Annotated in this window: 13 protein-coding genes and 2 pseudogenes; 4 read left to right on the top strand and 11 right to left on the bottom strand. The window is 42.4% G+C overall.

Annotated elements, in window-relative coordinates:
- Positions 1-137: 137 nt before the first annotated feature.
- The 8 genes and pseudogenes from ACFVSH_RS15850 to garD all read right to left on the bottom strand — a co-directional run.
- A complete protein-coding gene (locus ACFVSH_RS15850) occupies positions 138-788 on the bottom strand; it encodes a DsbA family oxidoreductase (RefSeq protein ID WP_387706798.1) in 651 nt (216 codons plus the stop codon).
- A 216-nt stretch (positions 789-1,004) separates the two neighbouring features.
- The gene (locus ACFVSH_RS15845; RefSeq protein ID WP_387600607.1) at positions 1,005-4,043 is read right to left on the bottom strand and encodes an efflux RND transporter permease subunit; all 3,039 of its coding nucleotides are present in this window, start codon (positions 4,041-4,043) and stop codon (positions 1,005-1,007) included.
- Positions 4,044-4,781: 738 nt separating this feature from the next.
- Positions 4,782-5,480: a polysaccharide deacetylase family protein gene (locus ACFVSH_RS15840; protein WP_387706796.1), complete on the bottom strand. Its 699-nt coding sequence runs from the start codon at positions 5,478-5,480 to the stop codon at positions 4,782-4,784.
- 77 nt (positions 5,481-5,557) lie between these two features.
- Positions 5,558-6,016: an ASCH domain-containing protein gene (locus ACFVSH_RS15835; protein ID WP_387600602.1), complete on the bottom strand. Its 459-nt coding sequence runs from the start codon at positions 6,014-6,016 to the stop codon at positions 5,558-5,560.
- A 105-nt stretch (positions 6,017-6,121) separates the two neighbouring features.
- Positions 6,122-6,571 (bottom strand): VOC family protein, encoded by a 450-nt coding sequence (locus ACFVSH_RS15830; RefSeq protein ID WP_342614406.1) that lies wholly within the window; start codon positions 6,569-6,571, stop codon positions 6,122-6,124.
- Between the two features lie 57 nt (positions 6,572-6,628).
- The gene (locus ACFVSH_RS15825; protein WP_387706794.1) at positions 6,629-6,952 is read right to left on the bottom strand and encodes a hypothetical protein; all 324 of its coding nucleotides are present in this window, start codon (positions 6,950-6,952) and stop codon (positions 6,629-6,631) included.
- Positions 6,953-7,065: 113 nt separating this feature from the next.
- Positions 7,066-7,518, bottom strand: coding sequence for a GNAT family N-acetyltransferase (locus ACFVSH_RS15820; protein WP_260286656.1), 453 nt, complete (start codon positions 7,516-7,518; stop codon positions 7,066-7,068).
- A gap of 182 nt (positions 7,519-7,700) precedes the next feature.
- Positions 7,701-8,399 (bottom strand): annotated as a pseudogene (gene garD, locus ACFVSH_RS15815) (galactarate dehydratase); the annotation flags it as partial.
- Between garD and ACFVSH_RS15810 the strand changes: the two are divergent.
- Positions 8,376-9,134 (top strand): annotated as a pseudogene (locus ACFVSH_RS15810) (enolase C-terminal domain-like protein); the annotation flags it as partial. The pseudogenes garD and ACFVSH_RS15810 overlap by 24 nt on opposite strands.
- 160 nt (positions 9,135-9,294) lie before the next feature.
- Positions 9,295-9,996 (top strand): FadR/GntR family transcriptional regulator, encoded by a 702-nt coding sequence (locus ACFVSH_RS15805; RefSeq protein ID WP_387706792.1) that lies wholly within the window; start codon positions 9,295-9,297, stop codon positions 9,994-9,996.
- A 356-nt stretch (positions 9,997-10,352) separates the two neighbouring features.
- Here ACFVSH_RS15805 and ACFVSH_RS15800 read toward each other — a convergent pair whose 3' ends face one another.
- A complete protein-coding gene (locus tag ACFVSH_RS15800) occupies positions 10,353-11,111 on the bottom strand; it encodes an SDR family oxidoreductase (RefSeq protein ID WP_387600579.1) in 759 nt (252 codons plus the stop codon).
- A 190-nt stretch (positions 11,112-11,301) separates the two neighbouring features.
- Between ACFVSH_RS15800 and ACFVSH_RS15795 the strand changes: the two genes are divergently transcribed.
- Positions 11,302-11,919 (top strand): TetR/AcrR family transcriptional regulator, encoded by a 618-nt coding sequence (locus tag ACFVSH_RS15795; protein WP_387600577.1) that lies wholly within the window; start codon positions 11,302-11,304, stop codon positions 11,917-11,919.
- 29 nt (positions 11,920-11,948) lie between these two features.
- Here the strand turns inward: ACFVSH_RS15795 and ACFVSH_RS15790 are convergent, their stop codons facing one another.
- Together ACFVSH_RS15790 and ACFVSH_RS15785 are read right to left on the bottom strand one after the other, a co-directional pair.
- A complete protein-coding gene (locus ACFVSH_RS15790; protein WP_387600575.1) occupies positions 11,949-12,650 on the bottom strand; it encodes an alpha/beta fold hydrolase in 702 nt (233 codons plus the stop codon).
- A 131-nt stretch (positions 12,651-12,781) separates the two neighbouring features.
- Positions 12,782-13,684 carry a LysR family transcriptional regulator gene (locus ACFVSH_RS15785; RefSeq protein ID WP_387706790.1) on the bottom strand — a complete coding sequence of 301 codons (903 nt, stop codon included), beginning with the start codon at positions 13,682-13,684 and terminating at the stop codon, positions 12,782-12,784.
- Positions 13,685-13,805: 121 nt separating this feature from the next.
- Between ACFVSH_RS15785 and ACFVSH_RS15780 the strand changes: the two genes are divergently transcribed.
- The gene (locus tag ACFVSH_RS15780) at positions 13,806-15,809 is read left to right on the top strand and encodes a YhgE/Pip family protein (RefSeq protein ID WP_387706788.1); all 2,004 of its coding nucleotides are present in this window, start codon (positions 13,806-13,808) and stop codon (positions 15,807-15,809) included.
- Positions 15,810-16,134: the final 325 nt, after the last annotated feature.

The following is a 16,134-nucleotide window of genomic DNA, read 5'->3' as shown; positions in this document are numbered from 1 at the left end:
CGCCTGTGGGGTCTCACCTGTCCCGCTGCTCCCGCAGGAGTCTCGCACTTGCGCTAAAAATCAACCTTAAATCGTTTCGTTTTAAAAACAACAATCTTTACGAAAAGAGCCTAATTTTTTTAATCCTCAGAAGGTTTTTAGCAATCCCCCTTACCATCACATTGCAAGCCCTCAAGTTCATTCCGTTCATTTTTTGCTTCTTCCTTCTCAATGACTTGCGCTAACCTTTCTTTACTGGCTAGTCCTTGAATAACTTCATCACCAATAATAAACGTTGGGACAGCCCTGATATCTGCTTCTTCATAAGCATGTTTCAGTGCTTCTTGGTGCACTTCCCGATACTTTCGTGACACTAACGCTTCTCTAAAAGCATCTACAGGAAGTTCAACTTCATCCGCTAATTTTGTCAATACTTCAATATCTTCAATATTTTGTTCCTCTTGAAAAAACGCTGTAAATACTCTGTCGTGGAACTCGTTCCCTTTTCCGTGCTCCTTTGCAAAATGGCACCCTTCGAACGCCAAATGTGTATATGGATGCGGGGAGACACGGGGTAAACGCATATCCACTCCAAGTTTTTTCGCAACAGGGAGAATGTAAGAATCCCATGAATTCAACTTATCGGGTTCCTTCCATGGATCTATTTTGGAATGTGGACTCGGTCGCAATTCAAATGGCATCCATTCCACTTCTACATCCTTTTCCTCCATGATTTCGTCCAAAGGACCTTTACCTAAAAAACAAAATGGACATATAAAATCAGAATACGCTTTAATTTTCACTGTCATTATATATTCCCTCACTTTTCATCATTGGCTAAACTTGTAATCAAACCAGTTACAACACAAACCAAAAAAAATATAACATTGCCACTAGCTGTAATCATTTTAGTTACAGGTTGAAAGAAAGTCAACCATTATTTTTAAAAAACTAAAGAACATGCACTATTTTACAGAAAAAAAAGTTTGTAAAGAAAGCGTTGCTTCTCTACAAACTTTTTATTATTACATTTCGATTTGTTCGTTAACGGGTTCTCTCTTTTTCTTTCTCTGTTTTTTCGATTTTTTATAGTGCAGCAATTCGTATATACATGGAATGACGATAAGTGTGAGCAGTGTAGACACAGCTAGCCCGCCAATGACAACGATCGCTAAACTTTGTGAAACCAAGCTTCCTGTTTCAGCTTTTTTATACAATAGGGGCAGCATGGCACAAATCGTTGCTACAGCCGTCATTATGATCGGACGGAATCTTGTAGCTGTCGCTTCGACGATCGCATCACGGATAATCATTTTTTCTTCGTTTTGTTTGACTCGATCCAGAAGCACAATCGCGTTTGTCACAACAACTCCAATTAACATAAGAGCACCCAGCAGTGCTGTAATATCGACTGGAATTCGGCTGATAACCAATCCTAATACCGCTCCAATGGCAGCGAATGGCAAGGAAAATAGAATGGCGATCGGTGCTTTGATCGATTTAAATGTTATAACCATGATTAAAAAGACAATGCCGATCGATATTAACATCGTAAGGAACAAATCCGAAAAATCATCTGTTTGCTGAGCACTGGCTCCCCCGACTAGAATATCTACATCATTCGGAATATCAAGTCCTTTGTTCTTCTCTTTATCTCCAAATATCTCAAGATTTATTTTGCTTGCAATATCGGAAAGCTTAGTCGGATCTACCGTTGCCTTCAATTGAAGATACGTTTCCCCATCTTTATGGAACTGCGTTGTTGCACTCTCCTCGCTCTTTAAAGAAGCGACCTTTGACACTGGGGCCAGACCGCCATCTGTCATGATCGGAATGCTTTTTAAATCCTCTGGTTTTTTAGGATCTAAGATCGGTTCAAGGACGACAGGTGTCTGCTTATCCTGTAAAGTTATATTTCCAATAGGCGTTTTATTAAGCATGATACCTAATTGTTGACCGATTTGTTCTGTATTGCCTTTAGCCGGATCTACCTTGAATGAATAAATGGTTTTCTTTTCGTCTTGGTTCGTTGTTACTTCTTCAATTCCTTTAATATCCTGTATACTTTCTTTGACCTTATTGGCCGTCAGTTCCAAATCTTCAACATTACTGCCGACCACATCTATCGTAATGTTCGTCTTCGATGCCCCCATCATAAAGGAAGAGGCTTGGGCCGTAAGTTTTGCATCAGGATAGTTTTCCTGTTCCTTTTCCATTTTTTTCAGAATCGCATCTACATTTGCTTTATCCTTTACCAGGATGCCGAAAGTCGCTTCCGTCGGTGATGTGACTTCCCCATATTGTGCTGATTCGGCAGAGTTTCCTAATTGCATGAAAATATTATCCACTTCACTCATATCCTGCATCGTTTCTTCGAGTTCAATCGCTTTTTCCTTCACTTTTTCATAGGGCTGATCATTTGGATAAGTTAATGTCACGGAGACATAGTCTGCTGAAGAATTATCAATCGCCCCTTTTGGCATGGCAAAATATGTACCAATGGAACCGACAAACAACAGCATAGCAATAATCAAGACAACCCATTTATGGTTTAGTGACCAAGTAACGAGCTTGGTAAAACGCTTGGCCGGGCGATGTTTGGGCAGCTTCGTCCTTTTCAGCAATCCTGCACTCATTAACGGAACAACCGTTAATGCCACGATTAAAGAAGCCAGTAAAGAATAAGTGACAGTCAAAGCGAAAGGCAGAAGAAACTCTTGAAGCCCTCCATTCAATAAGGCAACCGGAAGGAAAACGGCTACAGTCGTAAGGGTTGAAGCTGTTATCGCCACTCCCACTTCTTTAGTTGCATCCATCACCAATTCAATTGAAATCTTCTCCTGCTGCATTTTCCGGAAAATATTTTCAATAACAACAATACTATCGTCCACCAAGCGCCCGATCGCTACAGCGACACCGCCCAGCGTCAAAATGTTCAGCGTCACTCCCGACAATGACAGCAAAAATAACGTAAAGCCAAGAGATAGCGGTATGGATACGATTGTAATGAATGTAGATCGTACATTCCGTAAAAAGACCATGATCACTATCGTGGCGAATAGCGCTCCCAGCAGGACTTCTTTTACCATCGTCTGAACGGAAGTCTCCACCATATCAGCTGTAGATAAATAAATGATCGATTTCTGGTCGCTATACTTTTCATTAATTTCTTTCGCTACTTTTTCAACCTCTTTACTGATTGTGACAGCATTTGATTGACTGTCCTTGATAATGCTTAAATCAATGCTTTCCTTTCCATTAAAACGACTGATGAGGTTGCCATCCTTCGCTTCTTCAACTTTTGCTATCTCTCCAAGTGTGACATTCGGGGTGACCTTTAACGCTTTTAATTTCCCAATACTTGTTAAATCCCCGATAACCTTGATGTTACTTGCCTTCCCATCAATCACTTTTTCGCCTACGGCCAAAGCTGCATTCTGACCGTTAAGGACGTTCATGACATCTTGAATGGAGACTTTCTTTTTAGCCAATTCTTCATTATCCACCTTGACTGAAAGAACGGATTGGGAAACTCCAAATGTCTGTACATCGGAAACCCCTTTAATATCTTTATACAGAGGCTCTAATTCCTTCTTGGTAAAGTCAATATTTTCAGCTGTTAATCCATCCTTAAAAGTAACGGAAACAAATGAAATGGGAATCATAGATGTATTTAACTGTGTAACAGTAGGCTTTGCCATGCTTTGTGGTAAAGCTACACTGCCTAAAGCCTCTTGAACATCAAGTTTTGCTTGTTTCATATCCGATCCGGCTTCAAAGAATAGATCTACTTTTGAAAACCCGTCTCCCGTTGTGGAGTATATTGAACTCTTTCCCTTAACTCCAGTGACCGCTCTTTCAATCGGATCTGTAACTTGTGCTTCCATCGTTTTCGAATCGGTGCCCTGCCCCATTGTGATAATCGTAACTTGTGGATTATCAGCAGATGGTAAAAATTCCATCGGCAGTTTAAAATAACTGACAACTCCTATCAACAAAATAAATATGGTTACCAATGAAACGGCAGCCTTGTTCTTAAACGACCACTTTGTAAAAAACTCCACGTACTAATCACCCCTGAATAAAATTTAAAAGAAAATAATTCCATTTAAAATCTTACCATATATTACTAGTGTTTGAACGTTAATTTTTTATTGATTTTTATTTTTTTTTATGTCTCTCTGTGTGAAGAGCTTTTTTCCACATAAAAAAGGCTGCCGCAGCAGCCTCCAGTTTTTAGACAAAAGGAGTTCAATCTAAATGTTAAAACAAAGTTGATTGGAACGTAAGGTACGAGACTCCTGCGGGAAAAGCGTGGCCAGGGGAGACCCCGCTGGCGCGAAGCGTCGAGGAGGCTCCCGGACCGCCCGCGGAAAGCGAGTGCCCTTCGTTCCAATCAACGTTCAAATAGCACAACCTAAAAAAATGTAAACAAACTCGATTATTTATATCCTTTGAAAAAAAGCATAACGATAGCCAAAACCATTACCCCGATAAACAATAACGGGCCGATGCCCGAGCTATACACGAAGTATACTTTGATGTGGCGAAAAAGGAGCACGACAAGAAATAGGAATAACAGGAAACACAAAATGATGATCAGAGCGGTATTTTTATTCCGATACAAGTAACCAGCCCCATTTTAAAATAGCTTTTTCATGCAATTGCATGCCATACAACGAATTCCGTTAAGAAACAATATGCAGACCACGTTTTGTACTATTCTGTACTATATCAAATAAAAAAGGGCTGCAGCAGCAGCCCTTTTCTTCGAAAATCGTACATTCGGTATAAATATGAGACTACATTTCCTGAAGTTCATTGACCGTTACAAACGTATACCCTTCGTTCGTTAACTCCTGCAAGATCCCTTCAATCGCTTGAAGTTCTTTACCCGTATCATCATACATCGGATGCATCAGGATGATCGAACCTGGCTTTATATTTTCCTTCACATACTTCACTTTGTCAGAAGCGGTAGTGTAATAGCTATCTGGTTCCAGATTCCAGGTAATGGTCTCTCTATCATTTTCATTTAAATAATTAGGCAGACCTATGATTTTTTTCCCGTTTGGTGGCCGGACGTCAATTTCACCCTTATATCCGGAGTCCAGAATTAATTTATCAGTTTTCTCGATTTCCGCCTTGATAAAAGAAGGCGATTTAAAAACCATTCGCTTGTGGGAATACGTGTGATTCCCAATCTGATGTCCTGCTTCCGCTATTTTTCCAGCTTCCTCTGGGTATTTTTCGATTTCGTTACCAATCAGGAAGAAAGTAGCTTTTACATCGTATTTAGCCAATAACGGAAGGATCTGATTCACATTCTTCGATGGGCCATCATCAAATGTCAAAGCGACCACTTTTTCATTCGTCTCGACATTATCCGTCAATCCTCCGAATACCTGATATGTTCTCGAATTCATTAATTTATACGTTCCAAGCAATAGCAGGAAAACAACCACGATTCCCAAACCAATGAATGTCAATTTCTTTTTCATGCAAATACCTATCTTTCTATAAGTCTTTTAATCCAATGACCTATTATAGCAAATCACTGAACGAAAACACTTATTGTTCACTTCCGTAACTTTACATGTATCAATTCAAAGCGCTCACACACAAGCAGCATATCTTCTTTAAAGGTGTGCCCGATCTTGTCCAATTGTTCTTTCAGCCATTTTTCATGGGCCTCCCACCAGTATGTATAGGTTCGATCTCCTTCCCCTTCTGCAATCGCAAACTCTTCACTCACTTCATTCATGGGCAATACTTCGACTTTCACTGTTTGGATGATGGCTAAGGGCTCATCCTCACTACTTAAAATAATGCTGTAATCACCTACTGATGGTAATGGTTCATTTTCCTCTTCATAAAAAACATACCCAGAGCACGTAGCCGTTTTCATCCCATCCATCACTAATTGAGCCAACTGATCGGGATCAGCCCCGAATTGCCATGCACTGACTGCCTGGGGTTTTTCTTCATCTTTCCCCTGCCAAAATTCATTCCAATATAATTCCGCTTTGACATTCATTCTATGATTCTCCATTCTGTTTTAACATAAAAAGGATATAAATGATTATTATTCTTGAAGTTTTCGCCCAACTGTCATTCGCTTTTTTTTACTTCTGTTTTTCATTTATATCTGTTCCCATTCACTTAAATACATACGATTCTTGATTTTTTGGGGATTCTCCATTTTACTAATAAACTCCAAACTGTTTCCGTCTGGATCATTAAAGTGAATTTTAGCGTGGGCATATTCCCCGTGAGGCATCACGAAAGGTTCAATTGGTTTAAATCCAAAGGCCTCTCTTGGCGCATAGCCCCTATCTTCAAGCCATGCGACTGAGCTCTTTAGATCTTCCAATGATACTTGAAAAGCGATATGCCGCAGGGAGGGATGATACTCAACCTCCACTTTTTCCGTTTCCCAAAGCCCCAACCAACTTTTGTCCTTTTCAATCCATAGAAAAGCCAGGTTGTCTTCAACCTTATGATCTAACTGTAAACCAAGCCCCTCATAGAATTCGATGGAACGTTTCAAATCACGAACCGGTAAATGTGCTTCATATAAACCTCTTATCATTGAAAAACCACCTTTTGTCAGTTCTATCTCACAAGAAGCTTCCCTGGTTCAATCCCTTTATCCTATTGTCCTACGAGGCAATTCTATTTCCCCAGTTATCAACAAGGTGATGATGATCACCCAAAATATAAAGAAGGATGAGGAAAAAACCAAAGAAATGATCGGGATCACTTTTTTCTCGGTTTTCTTCAAAATTCCTATGACAGAGAGGACGATGCCGGCAATCGTAAGGAAAAAAGTTATATAATCACCCGTCCTGCTCCCGATATTTGCCATTCTAATAGGTGTAATAAAAACAGTAAAAAAACAAATGATTCCAATGATGAATGAAGTAAAACTGATTACACCGTACCTCTTCTGAATACATGCTTCGTTTTCCATCGAGCACACCCTTTCATCAGATCCTGCGCATCTATTAATATCTCATAAATAATTTTAACATATAATACCAGACAATTTGTTATGCACAGAAAAAGGGGTCAAAAGACGGTGAATTAAAGCTTCATTTTCATGCCTTCATGAGTGGCTTTGAATCCTAAACGTTCATAAAATCGCAGCGTTTCTTCCCGCTTTTTATCGGTCGTCAGCTGAATGATATGGCAGCCCCGCTTCCTGGCACGGTCAATCGCATATTGAATCAACTTGCTTCCGATGCCTTTCCCTCGTTCTGAAGATGCCGTCCGAACCCCTTCGATCGTTGCTCTCCAACCGCCTTGATGGGTAATATATGGAGTGAACGTGATTTGCTGCACCCCAACGATTTCCTTACCAAGACATGCTACGATCAATTCATTATTCTCATCTGCATCAATGGATGCAAATGCTTTTAGATAGCTTTCAGGAAGGGGGTTTTCATAGCGTTCCCTTTCCCTCCCCAACACATCATCCGCTAGCATCCGTACTATTTCACTTAAGTCTTTTACTGTCGCATTCCTGAATGTTACCATGATATCCCTCCTGTACTGTATTGCCCTTTTTTCGTCATGCTGGAAAACCGATCGTTCATTAATAACTTCAACTAAAAGTTAGGCGGTCCTCTTTTCTGGAGGAAAAATAATGACAGCTTTAAAAATTGGACCAACAAAAAGGACCCCTTTTAAAAGGAAGTCCTTCTTAAGTAACATCATTATTAGGTAATTGGCGCAGGATTGAACAGGGCCAAATCATTATGCAGGCCCCAATGCTCTGCCCAGGTTTTCTTTTTACCGCTGGCCACTTCCAATATGAGGTGAAACATTTCCCACCCGACATCCTCTATGGTTGCTTCACCTGTAGCGATAGTTCCTGCATTTATATCAATGAGATCTTTCCATTGCTCGTTCAAAGTATTTCGTGTAGATACTTTGATGACGGAAGCCATTGCCAGGTTATAAGGTGTGCCTCTTCCGGTTGTAAAAACTTGAAGGTGCATGCCGGAGGCGAGCTGCAGCGTTCCGCAAACGAAGTCACTAGCTGGTGTAGCTGCAAAAATCAGCCCTTTTTCCGTTGCTTTTTCACCTGGGGCCAGTACGCCTGAAATTGGGCTGCCTCCGGATTTGGCAATGGAGCCTAATGATTTTTCCACTACATTGGCCAATCCGCCTTTTTTGTTTCCTGGAGACGGATTGGCACTTCGATCGGCATCACCTAAAGCCAGGTAGTTATCATACCAATCCATTTCCTTTATTAACGCTCTCCCCACTTCTTCATTCACTGCACGGGGCGTCAATAGATGAATCGCATCCCGTACTTCTGTGACTTCAGAAAATAGAACGGTTGCCCCTGCCCTAACTAACAGATCTGTAGCATATCCTACTGCAGGGTTAGCTGTCACACCAGATATGGATTCAATGATTTTAAACTGAAAGGCGGAGTTTTGCGCGGGGAAGAAGAAATCGAAGCAGTGACGGCTCTTGCGGAACGCTTCCCTGAAGCCAGGATCACCCTTGACCCAAATGGCGGCTGGCTGCTTAAGGATGCGATTGAACTTTGCCGGGATCAACATCATGTTTTAGCCTATGCGGAGGATCCATGCGGAGCGGAAAATGGTTTTTCCGCCCGGGAAATCATGACGGAATTCAGGCGCGCAACGGGCCTTCCGACCGCTACTAATATGATTGCAACGGACTGGAGGCAAATGGGGCACTCCATTCAACTTCAATCCGTGGACATCCCTCTTGCCGATCCGCATTTTTGGACGATGCAAGGCTCCGTCCGCGTCGCTCAAATGTGCAACGACTGGGGATTGACATGGGGATCACACTCGAATAATCACTTTGACATTTCGCTTGCCATGTTTACACACGTTGCTGCAGCCGCACCAGGAAATATCACTGCGATCGATACCCACTGGATTTGGCAGGATGGGCAGCGTTTGACGAAAGAACCTTTTAAAATAGTCGGCGGTATGGTCGATGTCCCTTCCAAGCCCGGACTTGGAATTGAAGTGGATATGGAACAAATCGAGAAGGCACATCAGCTTTATAAACAAAAAGGACTTGGTGCCCGTGATGATTCAATGGCGATGCAATACCTGATTTCCGGATGGGAGTTCAATCCAAAATCACCTTGCCTTGTCAGATGATTTTTTCCAACAATGCGTGCGTCTCTCTCTTTAGAGCGGCGCATTTTACTTTTTTTGGGTATAGATCTTCTCTTCCTCACATGCAAATAAGCGTATTATATTATATAATTAGTCTTACAGTATGAATACATATAGGATTTAACAGAAAAGGGGTTACACAATGGTAGAATCGTCAAAGAAATTAGGCGTACAATCGGTACATCGCAACACTCTTTCACAACAAGTCGTGGATCAAATCGTGCATCTGCTCGTCAGCGGACAAATGAAAGCGGGCGACAAACTGCCTCCTGAAATGGAACTTATGAAAGAACTTGAAGTAAGCCGGCCTGTTTTACGGGAGGCACTCAGTGCACTTGATACACTAGGAGTCATTACACGGAAAACGCGTGAAGGCACCTTTTTTAACGATAAAATCGGTACACATCCATTCTCTGTCATGCTGGCGCTGGCTACGGATAATTTACCAGCGATCATCGAAGCGCGAATGGCATTGGAGTTGGGACTGGTAACAATGGCTGCCGAGAAGATCACAGACGAACAACTGGAGAAACTGCAAATTACGATTGACACGATTGCCAATAGTGAAGACAACGATTATGGAGAGGCCGATAAAGAATTCCACAAGCTCATTGCTTTAAGTGCGAACAATCCCATTATTGAAGGCATGATCGATTCCTTATTGATTACCCATAATAAAATAAATAGCCTGATACAATTCAGGGAACGGGAACTGACTGTAAAGTATCATAAAGCCATCTATGCGGCACTTGCAGCACATGATCCACATGAAGCATTCAGTCAGATGTACAAGCACCTTGACTACGTCCGTCAGAAAGTCCTTCAACATTCTCACGCAAATTAATGGATCGTTTGTGTGGAAGATGAAGTAATCGCAGCAAACCAATGGATCACTCAAATGATCCAATTTCATAGGGAAAGTGGATTTATTCAGGGAACCTATTTCGCTTCCAAGATTTCAGAGTTCAACTTATCTTTTAAATCCAATTGATAGCATCATTCTTATTGAGAAAAAACTGGATAGTAGTTGAACTATCCAGCCCCCACTTATCCACTTTTGATTGTGAAAGTGTTCCCCGTTGAATTCGAAACCTCCCGCTCCCAATCCAGGTCTCCACTCAAAAAAATGCATTCCTGCTTACTAGCAGGAATGCATGAATCAGTCCTAAGTTCTTGACCATCATCTTGTTCATTTACGGCTTAATATGCACTCCAACCAGCATCTGCCGTGATGACCGTGCCATTAACAAAACTGGAATCGTCTGAAGCAAGGAACAAAGCCACTTTAGCGATTTCCTCAGGTTTGCCATTGCGTGGATTGATGGCCATCCCCAATTGTTGGCGAGAGATGCCGAACTCATTGATGCTCGTCATGCTGGAACCGATATTGGTTTCAACTCCGCCTGGTGCTATTGCATTGCAGCGAATCCCTTTATTGGCATACATGAAACCCGTGTTTTTTGTGAAACCAACCACTGCGTGCTTAGAGGCAGTGTATGCTGCGCCTGCTCGAGCACCGTACAAACCGCCAGCAGAAGCAATGTTGATGATGACCCCTTTTTGTTTTTCCAAAAAGATCGGCAATACTTTTCTGGTCGAACGCATGACGCTTGTCGTGTTAATGGCAAAAATCCGATCCCACCTAGAATCTTCAATGTCTCCAGCAGGTTCCATGCCATCCATGATACCCGCGTTATTCACCAAAATATCCACCGTACCATACGTACTTACCGTGGTATCGATCAAATGTTGAATATCTTCCTCCACCGCTACGTTCGTTTTAATGGCAAAGGCCATACCGCCATTCGCTTTTATTTCTTCTACCGTCTCGTTCGCGCCATCAAGATTTAAATCCGATACGACGACTTTAGCCCCTTCTCTGGCATAATCTATAGCGATCTGTTTCCCCATGCCAGATGCTGCGCCTGTCACTACTGCAACTTTGTCTTGTAATTTCATTTGAACTCCCCCATTCATTCTAGTGAAGTGATACTTATCGTACAGATGTTCATTAACTTACTTCCTTTATAGTATAATTAGTTTCAATAGGCTTATACAATCAGCAAATGATGACCTTGATGTTGAACAATGAACAGAAAGTATTGATTATGTTCATTAAAAGCACAATAACCAACAAAGGGTGAAGAAAATGTCCAATAATAACACTGGGATTGATAGAAGGATCAGGAAATCCAAACTGGCTTTGAAAGATTCTCTCATATCATTAATGCAACACAAGGATTTCAGGGAAATATCGATTACTGACATTGTAGAACGCGCCGACCTTAATCGAGGTACATTTTACAAACACTATCAGTATAAAGAGGAACTGCTTGAAGAGGTCATGGAGGATGTAATTGCGGATTTGATCATATCTTACCGGGAACCTTATAAAAATGTTGAAACTTTCACCATCAATGAACTAACGGCTTCAGTGGTCAAAATATTTGAACATGTAGCTAATTATGCAAACATTTATACCCTCATACTAAAGTCGAATGCATGGCCAACTTTACTGGAAAGGATTTGTGATGAATTAAAGAAACTTCCATTGGAAGACCTGGAAGATTACCGGCCGAATCCTAAGATCAATACAGAACTTGCCTCCAGTTACCAAGCATATGCGATATTAGGCATGATCATCGAATGGGTCAACACCGGCTTTAAATACAGCGCTGACTATATGGCTGAACAGTTACTGGAAATCATTAATAATAAATCGGTAAATGCCGTCTATAAAATAAACCATACATTTAAGCAGGAATAGGAGGGCTGCATCGGCACCCCCCTATCTCATTAATACGCCTGCCCTTTGGAAAGAAACCTTGTTACGGCAGACAAGAAAGCTGATAAATTATCTTCATGCACAAAGTGTCCTGCATCCTCTATCGTCACCAATTCGCAATTCGGAATAAGCTCGGAAACTTCCTGCAATTTATTTTGGGGTATATGGCTCGACCCTCCCCCTATAACAAGCGTCGGAATCATAATATCGGTAAGGCGTGCCCACCATTCGGGTTCGGGTTCATTAAGCTGCTGTAGAATCGAAGGCACAACCTGCCAATCAAACGGCAGAGGGCCAGAAGGTTGGGAAGGAATCTCTATTGGTTCATCCAAGAAAGGTGGAGGCGTATCTTCGACAATCAACCTATCTATCCTCGAAGGAAAAGTTTGCGAGAAAAGGTAGGAAACTGTCCCTCCCATGGAATGCCCCATTAGCGAAAATCCCTCCAAATTCAGCGCATCCGCAAAATGAAGCAAATCATCGCACATCAATTCGAAAGTGTATGTACTAGTTCTCGCACTCCCACCGTGTCCCCGTTGATCTAAAGCCAATACACGAAAATTTTCTCCTAATGCGGCAGCCACTTGATCCCATGACTCTGCACTTTTACCCAGCGCATGAAGAACAACAAGCGGCGGTGCAGCAACATCCCCGCTCTCCCGGTATTGAAACGTGTGTCCATTCAATTCAATTTGATTAACCCGTATTTCCATCTCCATTCATCTCCTAGGATCGGCATTGGTCTTTTTGAACCCGATCTATTTAAGAAAACCCCTAAATACTATGTTCACGATAATTACATTATATTCCGGCCTACATCCGATTATTTCGACCTTTCCCACATTTATTGATCTTTTGGTCTGGCGGAGTTGGCAGCAGCGAAGTAATCCATGACAAATAACCGAAATTGCTTGGCTACTGGGGTGAAGTAGCGTTTTTCTGACCAGCCGAGCCCTATCGTTCTTTGACAAGCAGGTTCGGTTATCCGGATTTTATGGGATAATGACCCGGTTTGATGAAGCCATGTCAGCTCGGATACGAAGGCGACTCCCAACCCTTTCCTGACAAGGTCCGAGATGACAGCAGGTTCATCTCCTTCAAATGCGATGTGCTGGGCGAATCCCGCTTCGAGGCAAAATTGGTCGGTGAGGCTGCGGAACCCGAAGCCTGTGTTCATACTGATGAATGGTTCATCTTTCACTTCTTGAAGTGTAATGCTTTCCCTGCCTGCCAGCCGGTGATCGGGAGGCACGATCAAGTATATTTCTTCGGTGATCAGCGGTTCCCACTTTAAGTCTGGGCCTTCAATCGGAACGGATGATATGCAATAATCAATTTCCCCTTCTATTAGAAGCTGCTTCATGGATGATATGGATTTTAGGAATTGTTGAAAACGGACATCCGGGTATTGAGATAAAAATGTCCCCAATAAATCAGGCAGGACCCTGGGAATGGTAACGGCCAAGGTGATGTTCTTTTGGTCCTGATCAATTAATTCCACTATTTCGCGCCTCCCTTCATTCAGTTCCGCAAAAGCGCGTTCAACACGGTTGAAGAAAATTCGTCCGGCTGCATTAAGCTTGATTTTCCGGTGTTCCCTATCGAACAGTGCGACTCCCAAATCCTCTTCAAGCCGGGATATGGTTTTACTGAGGGATGGCTGAGCAATCTGAAGTTGTTCCGCAGCCTTCGTCATATGTTCCAGCCGTGCTACGGTTTGAAAGTACTGGAGCTGTAATATTTCCATTTTCCCACTCTTTTCACATAGATTTAAATCTATTATTACATAATCAATTATGTATTATACAGTATCTAAAAAAGCCATTATGATGAAATAATCTCTTAGTTAGAAAGGGCAGGCTCAAATAATGAAAGGTTTACAACTTGTATTTCAAGATATAAAAGCAATGTGGAAACATAAACACGGGAGAATCGCCTTGATTTTCCTTTTGGTCGTTCCATTGATTTACTCAGGTTTCTTCTTGGCAGGATATTGGAACCCTTATGGAAAGTTGGATCAGCTCCCTGTGGCAGTGGTCAATCTCGATAATGGTTCAAAAATGGACGATAAGCCAGTCGAGGCTGGAGAGGATTTCGTTGAACAATTGAAAAAGCAGAAAGAATTGGATTTTCACTTTGTCACGGCAAAGGAGGCAAATACGGGTCTTAAGGAAGGGACCTATTATATGGTAGTCACGATTCCGGAAGATTTTTCGCAAAATGTCACGACTTTAATGGATAAAAAACCGGAAACGGCTAAACTTTTGTATACTGTCAATCCAGGTAAGAACTTCGTTGCCTCACAGATCAGCTCCACTGCTGTTGAAAAAATGACGGCAAAAATCAACGCAAGCATCACGAAAGTCTATTCTAAAGGCATCCTTTCGAAGTTCCAGGACGTTTCTAACGGCTTGGCGGAAGCCGGGGATGGAGCGGAAACACTTCATCAAGGAACGGCCGATGCGAAAAGCGGCAGTGAGAAATTGAATGATGGCATCCATGATTTGAATGATGGCGCTCAGAAGCTGCAAACAGGAAGCAACAAGCTCTTGGATGGACAAGAAGCCCTAACGGATGGTGCGAAAGGATTAACAACAGGTTCCCACAACTTGCATTCTGGCATGAAGCAGCTATCTGATGCACATGACTCATTGGAAAATGGGATGAATGAAGTAAGTAAGGGTGTTGAGAACTGGTCAGCCGGAAATGCAAAATTGATGCAAGGGCAAGAACAGGCTGCCGATACAGCGAATACTCTAGAAAAACAATTGGATGCCTATATGAAAAGTCATCCTGATGCAATAAAGGATCCAGACTTCAAGCAAATCATTGCCCTATCGGAAGGTTTATCCAAAACAGCCGCCACATTACATGCCAATCAAAAGCAATTGGGCGAAGGTGCTGCCAAAGTGGTTGATGGACAAGCAACCGTTCAAACCGGGATGAATGCCTTTGGTGATAAAATGGCACAAGCTACCTCGGGTGCCGAGCAATTAAACGAGGGTTCTGAAGAAATGGCAAATGGATTATTTAAATGGAAAAATGGTTTCTCCGCTTTACATTCCGGAATCGATTCGCTAGCCGGCGGAAGCAGCCGGCTAGCCAGTGGATCGACGGAGCTTCAAGACGGACTGGCTTCACTGGAAACGGGTTCAAGCAAATTATCCACCAAGCTTAATGAAGCCGCCGATAAAACGGCCAGTCTTCAGTACGACGATTCGACAACTTCGATGTTCTCTGAGCCCGTACAATTGGTCCAATCCAATTTATCTGAAGTACCTAACTACGGAACCGGGATTGCTCCTTATTTTCTGTCATTGGCCTTTTATGTAGGCGGCATCATGGCTTCCAATATCTTGCCGCTTGGCCGCAGGCAGAATCTTAAGGTTACCGGAACCGTTCATTTCACGAATAAATTAATGCTCGTATATGTAATTGGCTTGATACAGGCACTTCTAGTGGATGCAGTCGTCCTTCTTGGATTCCATTTACACGTGGCCAGTGTCCCTGTATTCATTCTATCAAGCATCATCGTTTCATTTACCTTCATGACATTCATTCTTATGTTGGTGACCGTATTCGGAGTGGTGGGCAAATTCGCAGCCGTGACCCTTCTCGTGTTCCAATTGGCGACTTGCGGCGGAACATTCCCAGGCGAACTGGGCATGTCATTATTGACGAAAATCGGTCAATTTTTACCTATGGCCCACTCATTAAAGGAACTTCAAGAGGTCATCTCATTAGGCGGCTGGGAAAACTTGCAAACGCAGATTTGGATCTTACTTGCCTATCTCGTTTCGGCAGCGATCATTGGCTGGATCGCCAGTCATATCCAGCATGCAAAAGCAGCTTTAGAGGAAGTGACATCTTGATGTAAAAAAGCGCAGTGCAAATGGCACTGCGCTTTTTTTATATACAAGTGAAAATCACATGGGTAAAACATACTGATTAAGTCGGCTGAACTTAAAAGAAGGCTGTTTTCGCATATTTTTTTGCTATTTACCAAGTAAAGCGGTGTGGTTGATTTTCCCCTCCAGATGCTCGCTTTCCGCGGGGCGGGCGTTGAGCCTGCGCGTAAACGCCTGTGCCTGCTGCTCCCTCAGGAGTCTCGCACTTGCGCTACAATCAACCTTAAAACGTTTAGTTTTTAAAAACAACTAACTTTACGAAAAGAGCCTAAAAGAAAAAGCCCTATGC

The sequence above is a fragment of the Peribacillus sp. NPDC058002 genome, assembly GCF_042886655.1.
In the GTDB taxonomy this organism is placed as follows: Bacteria; Bacillota; Bacilli; order Bacillales; family DSM-1321; genus Peribacillus; species Peribacillus aracenensis.
The sequence above is the reverse complement of the archived record's forward strand: the minus strand, read 5'-3'. Positions and strand labels throughout refer to the sequence as shown.

Bases quoted from the DNA above. Each gene is read 5' to 3' on its own strand.
- ACFVSH_RS15785 (WP_387706790.1), bottom strand. From the start codon at position 13,684: ATGGAAATATTACAGCTCCAGTACTTTCAAACCGTAGCACGGCTGGAA.
- ACFVSH_RS15840 (WP_387706796.1), bottom strand. From the start codon at position 5,480: ATGAAAAAGAAATTGACATTCATTGGTTTGGGAATCGTGGTTGTTTTC.
- ACFVSH_RS15820 (WP_260286656.1), bottom strand. From the start codon at position 7,518: ATGGTAACATTCAGGAATGCGACAGTAAAAGACTTAAGTGAAATAGTA.
- ACFVSH_RS15800 (WP_387600579.1), bottom strand. From the start codon at position 11,111: ATGAAATTACAAGACAAAGTTGCAGTAGTGACAGGCGCAGCATCTGGC.
- ACFVSH_RS15805 (WP_387706792.1), top strand. From the start codon at position 9,295: ATGGTAGAATCGTCAAAGAAATTAGGCGTACAATCGGTACATCGCAAC.
- ACFVSH_RS15780 (WP_387706788.1), top strand. From the start codon at position 13,806: ATGAAAGGTTTACAACTTGTATTTCAAGATATAAAAGCAATGTGGAAA.
- ACFVSH_RS15830 (WP_342614406.1), bottom strand. From the start codon at position 6,571: ATGATAAGAGGTTTATATGAAGCACATTTACCGGTTCGTGATTTGAAA.
- ACFVSH_RS15835 (WP_387600602.1), bottom strand. From the start codon at position 6,016: ATGAATGTCAAAGCGGAATTATATTGGAATGAATTTTGGCAGGGGAAA.
- ACFVSH_RS15850 (WP_387706798.1), bottom strand. From the start codon at position 788: ATGACAGTGAAAATTAAAGCGTATTCTGATTTTATATGTCCATTTTGT.
- ACFVSH_RS15790 (WP_387600575.1), bottom strand. From the start codon at position 12,650: ATGGAAATACGGGTTAATCAAATTGAATTGAATGGACACACGTTTCAA.
- ACFVSH_RS15795 (WP_387600577.1), top strand. From the start codon at position 11,302: ATGTCCAATAATAACACTGGGATTGATAGAAGGATCAGGAAATCCAAA.
- ACFVSH_RS15825 (WP_387706794.1), bottom strand. From the start codon at position 6,952: ATGGAAAACGAAGCATGTATTCAGAAGAGGTACGGTGTAATCAGTTTT.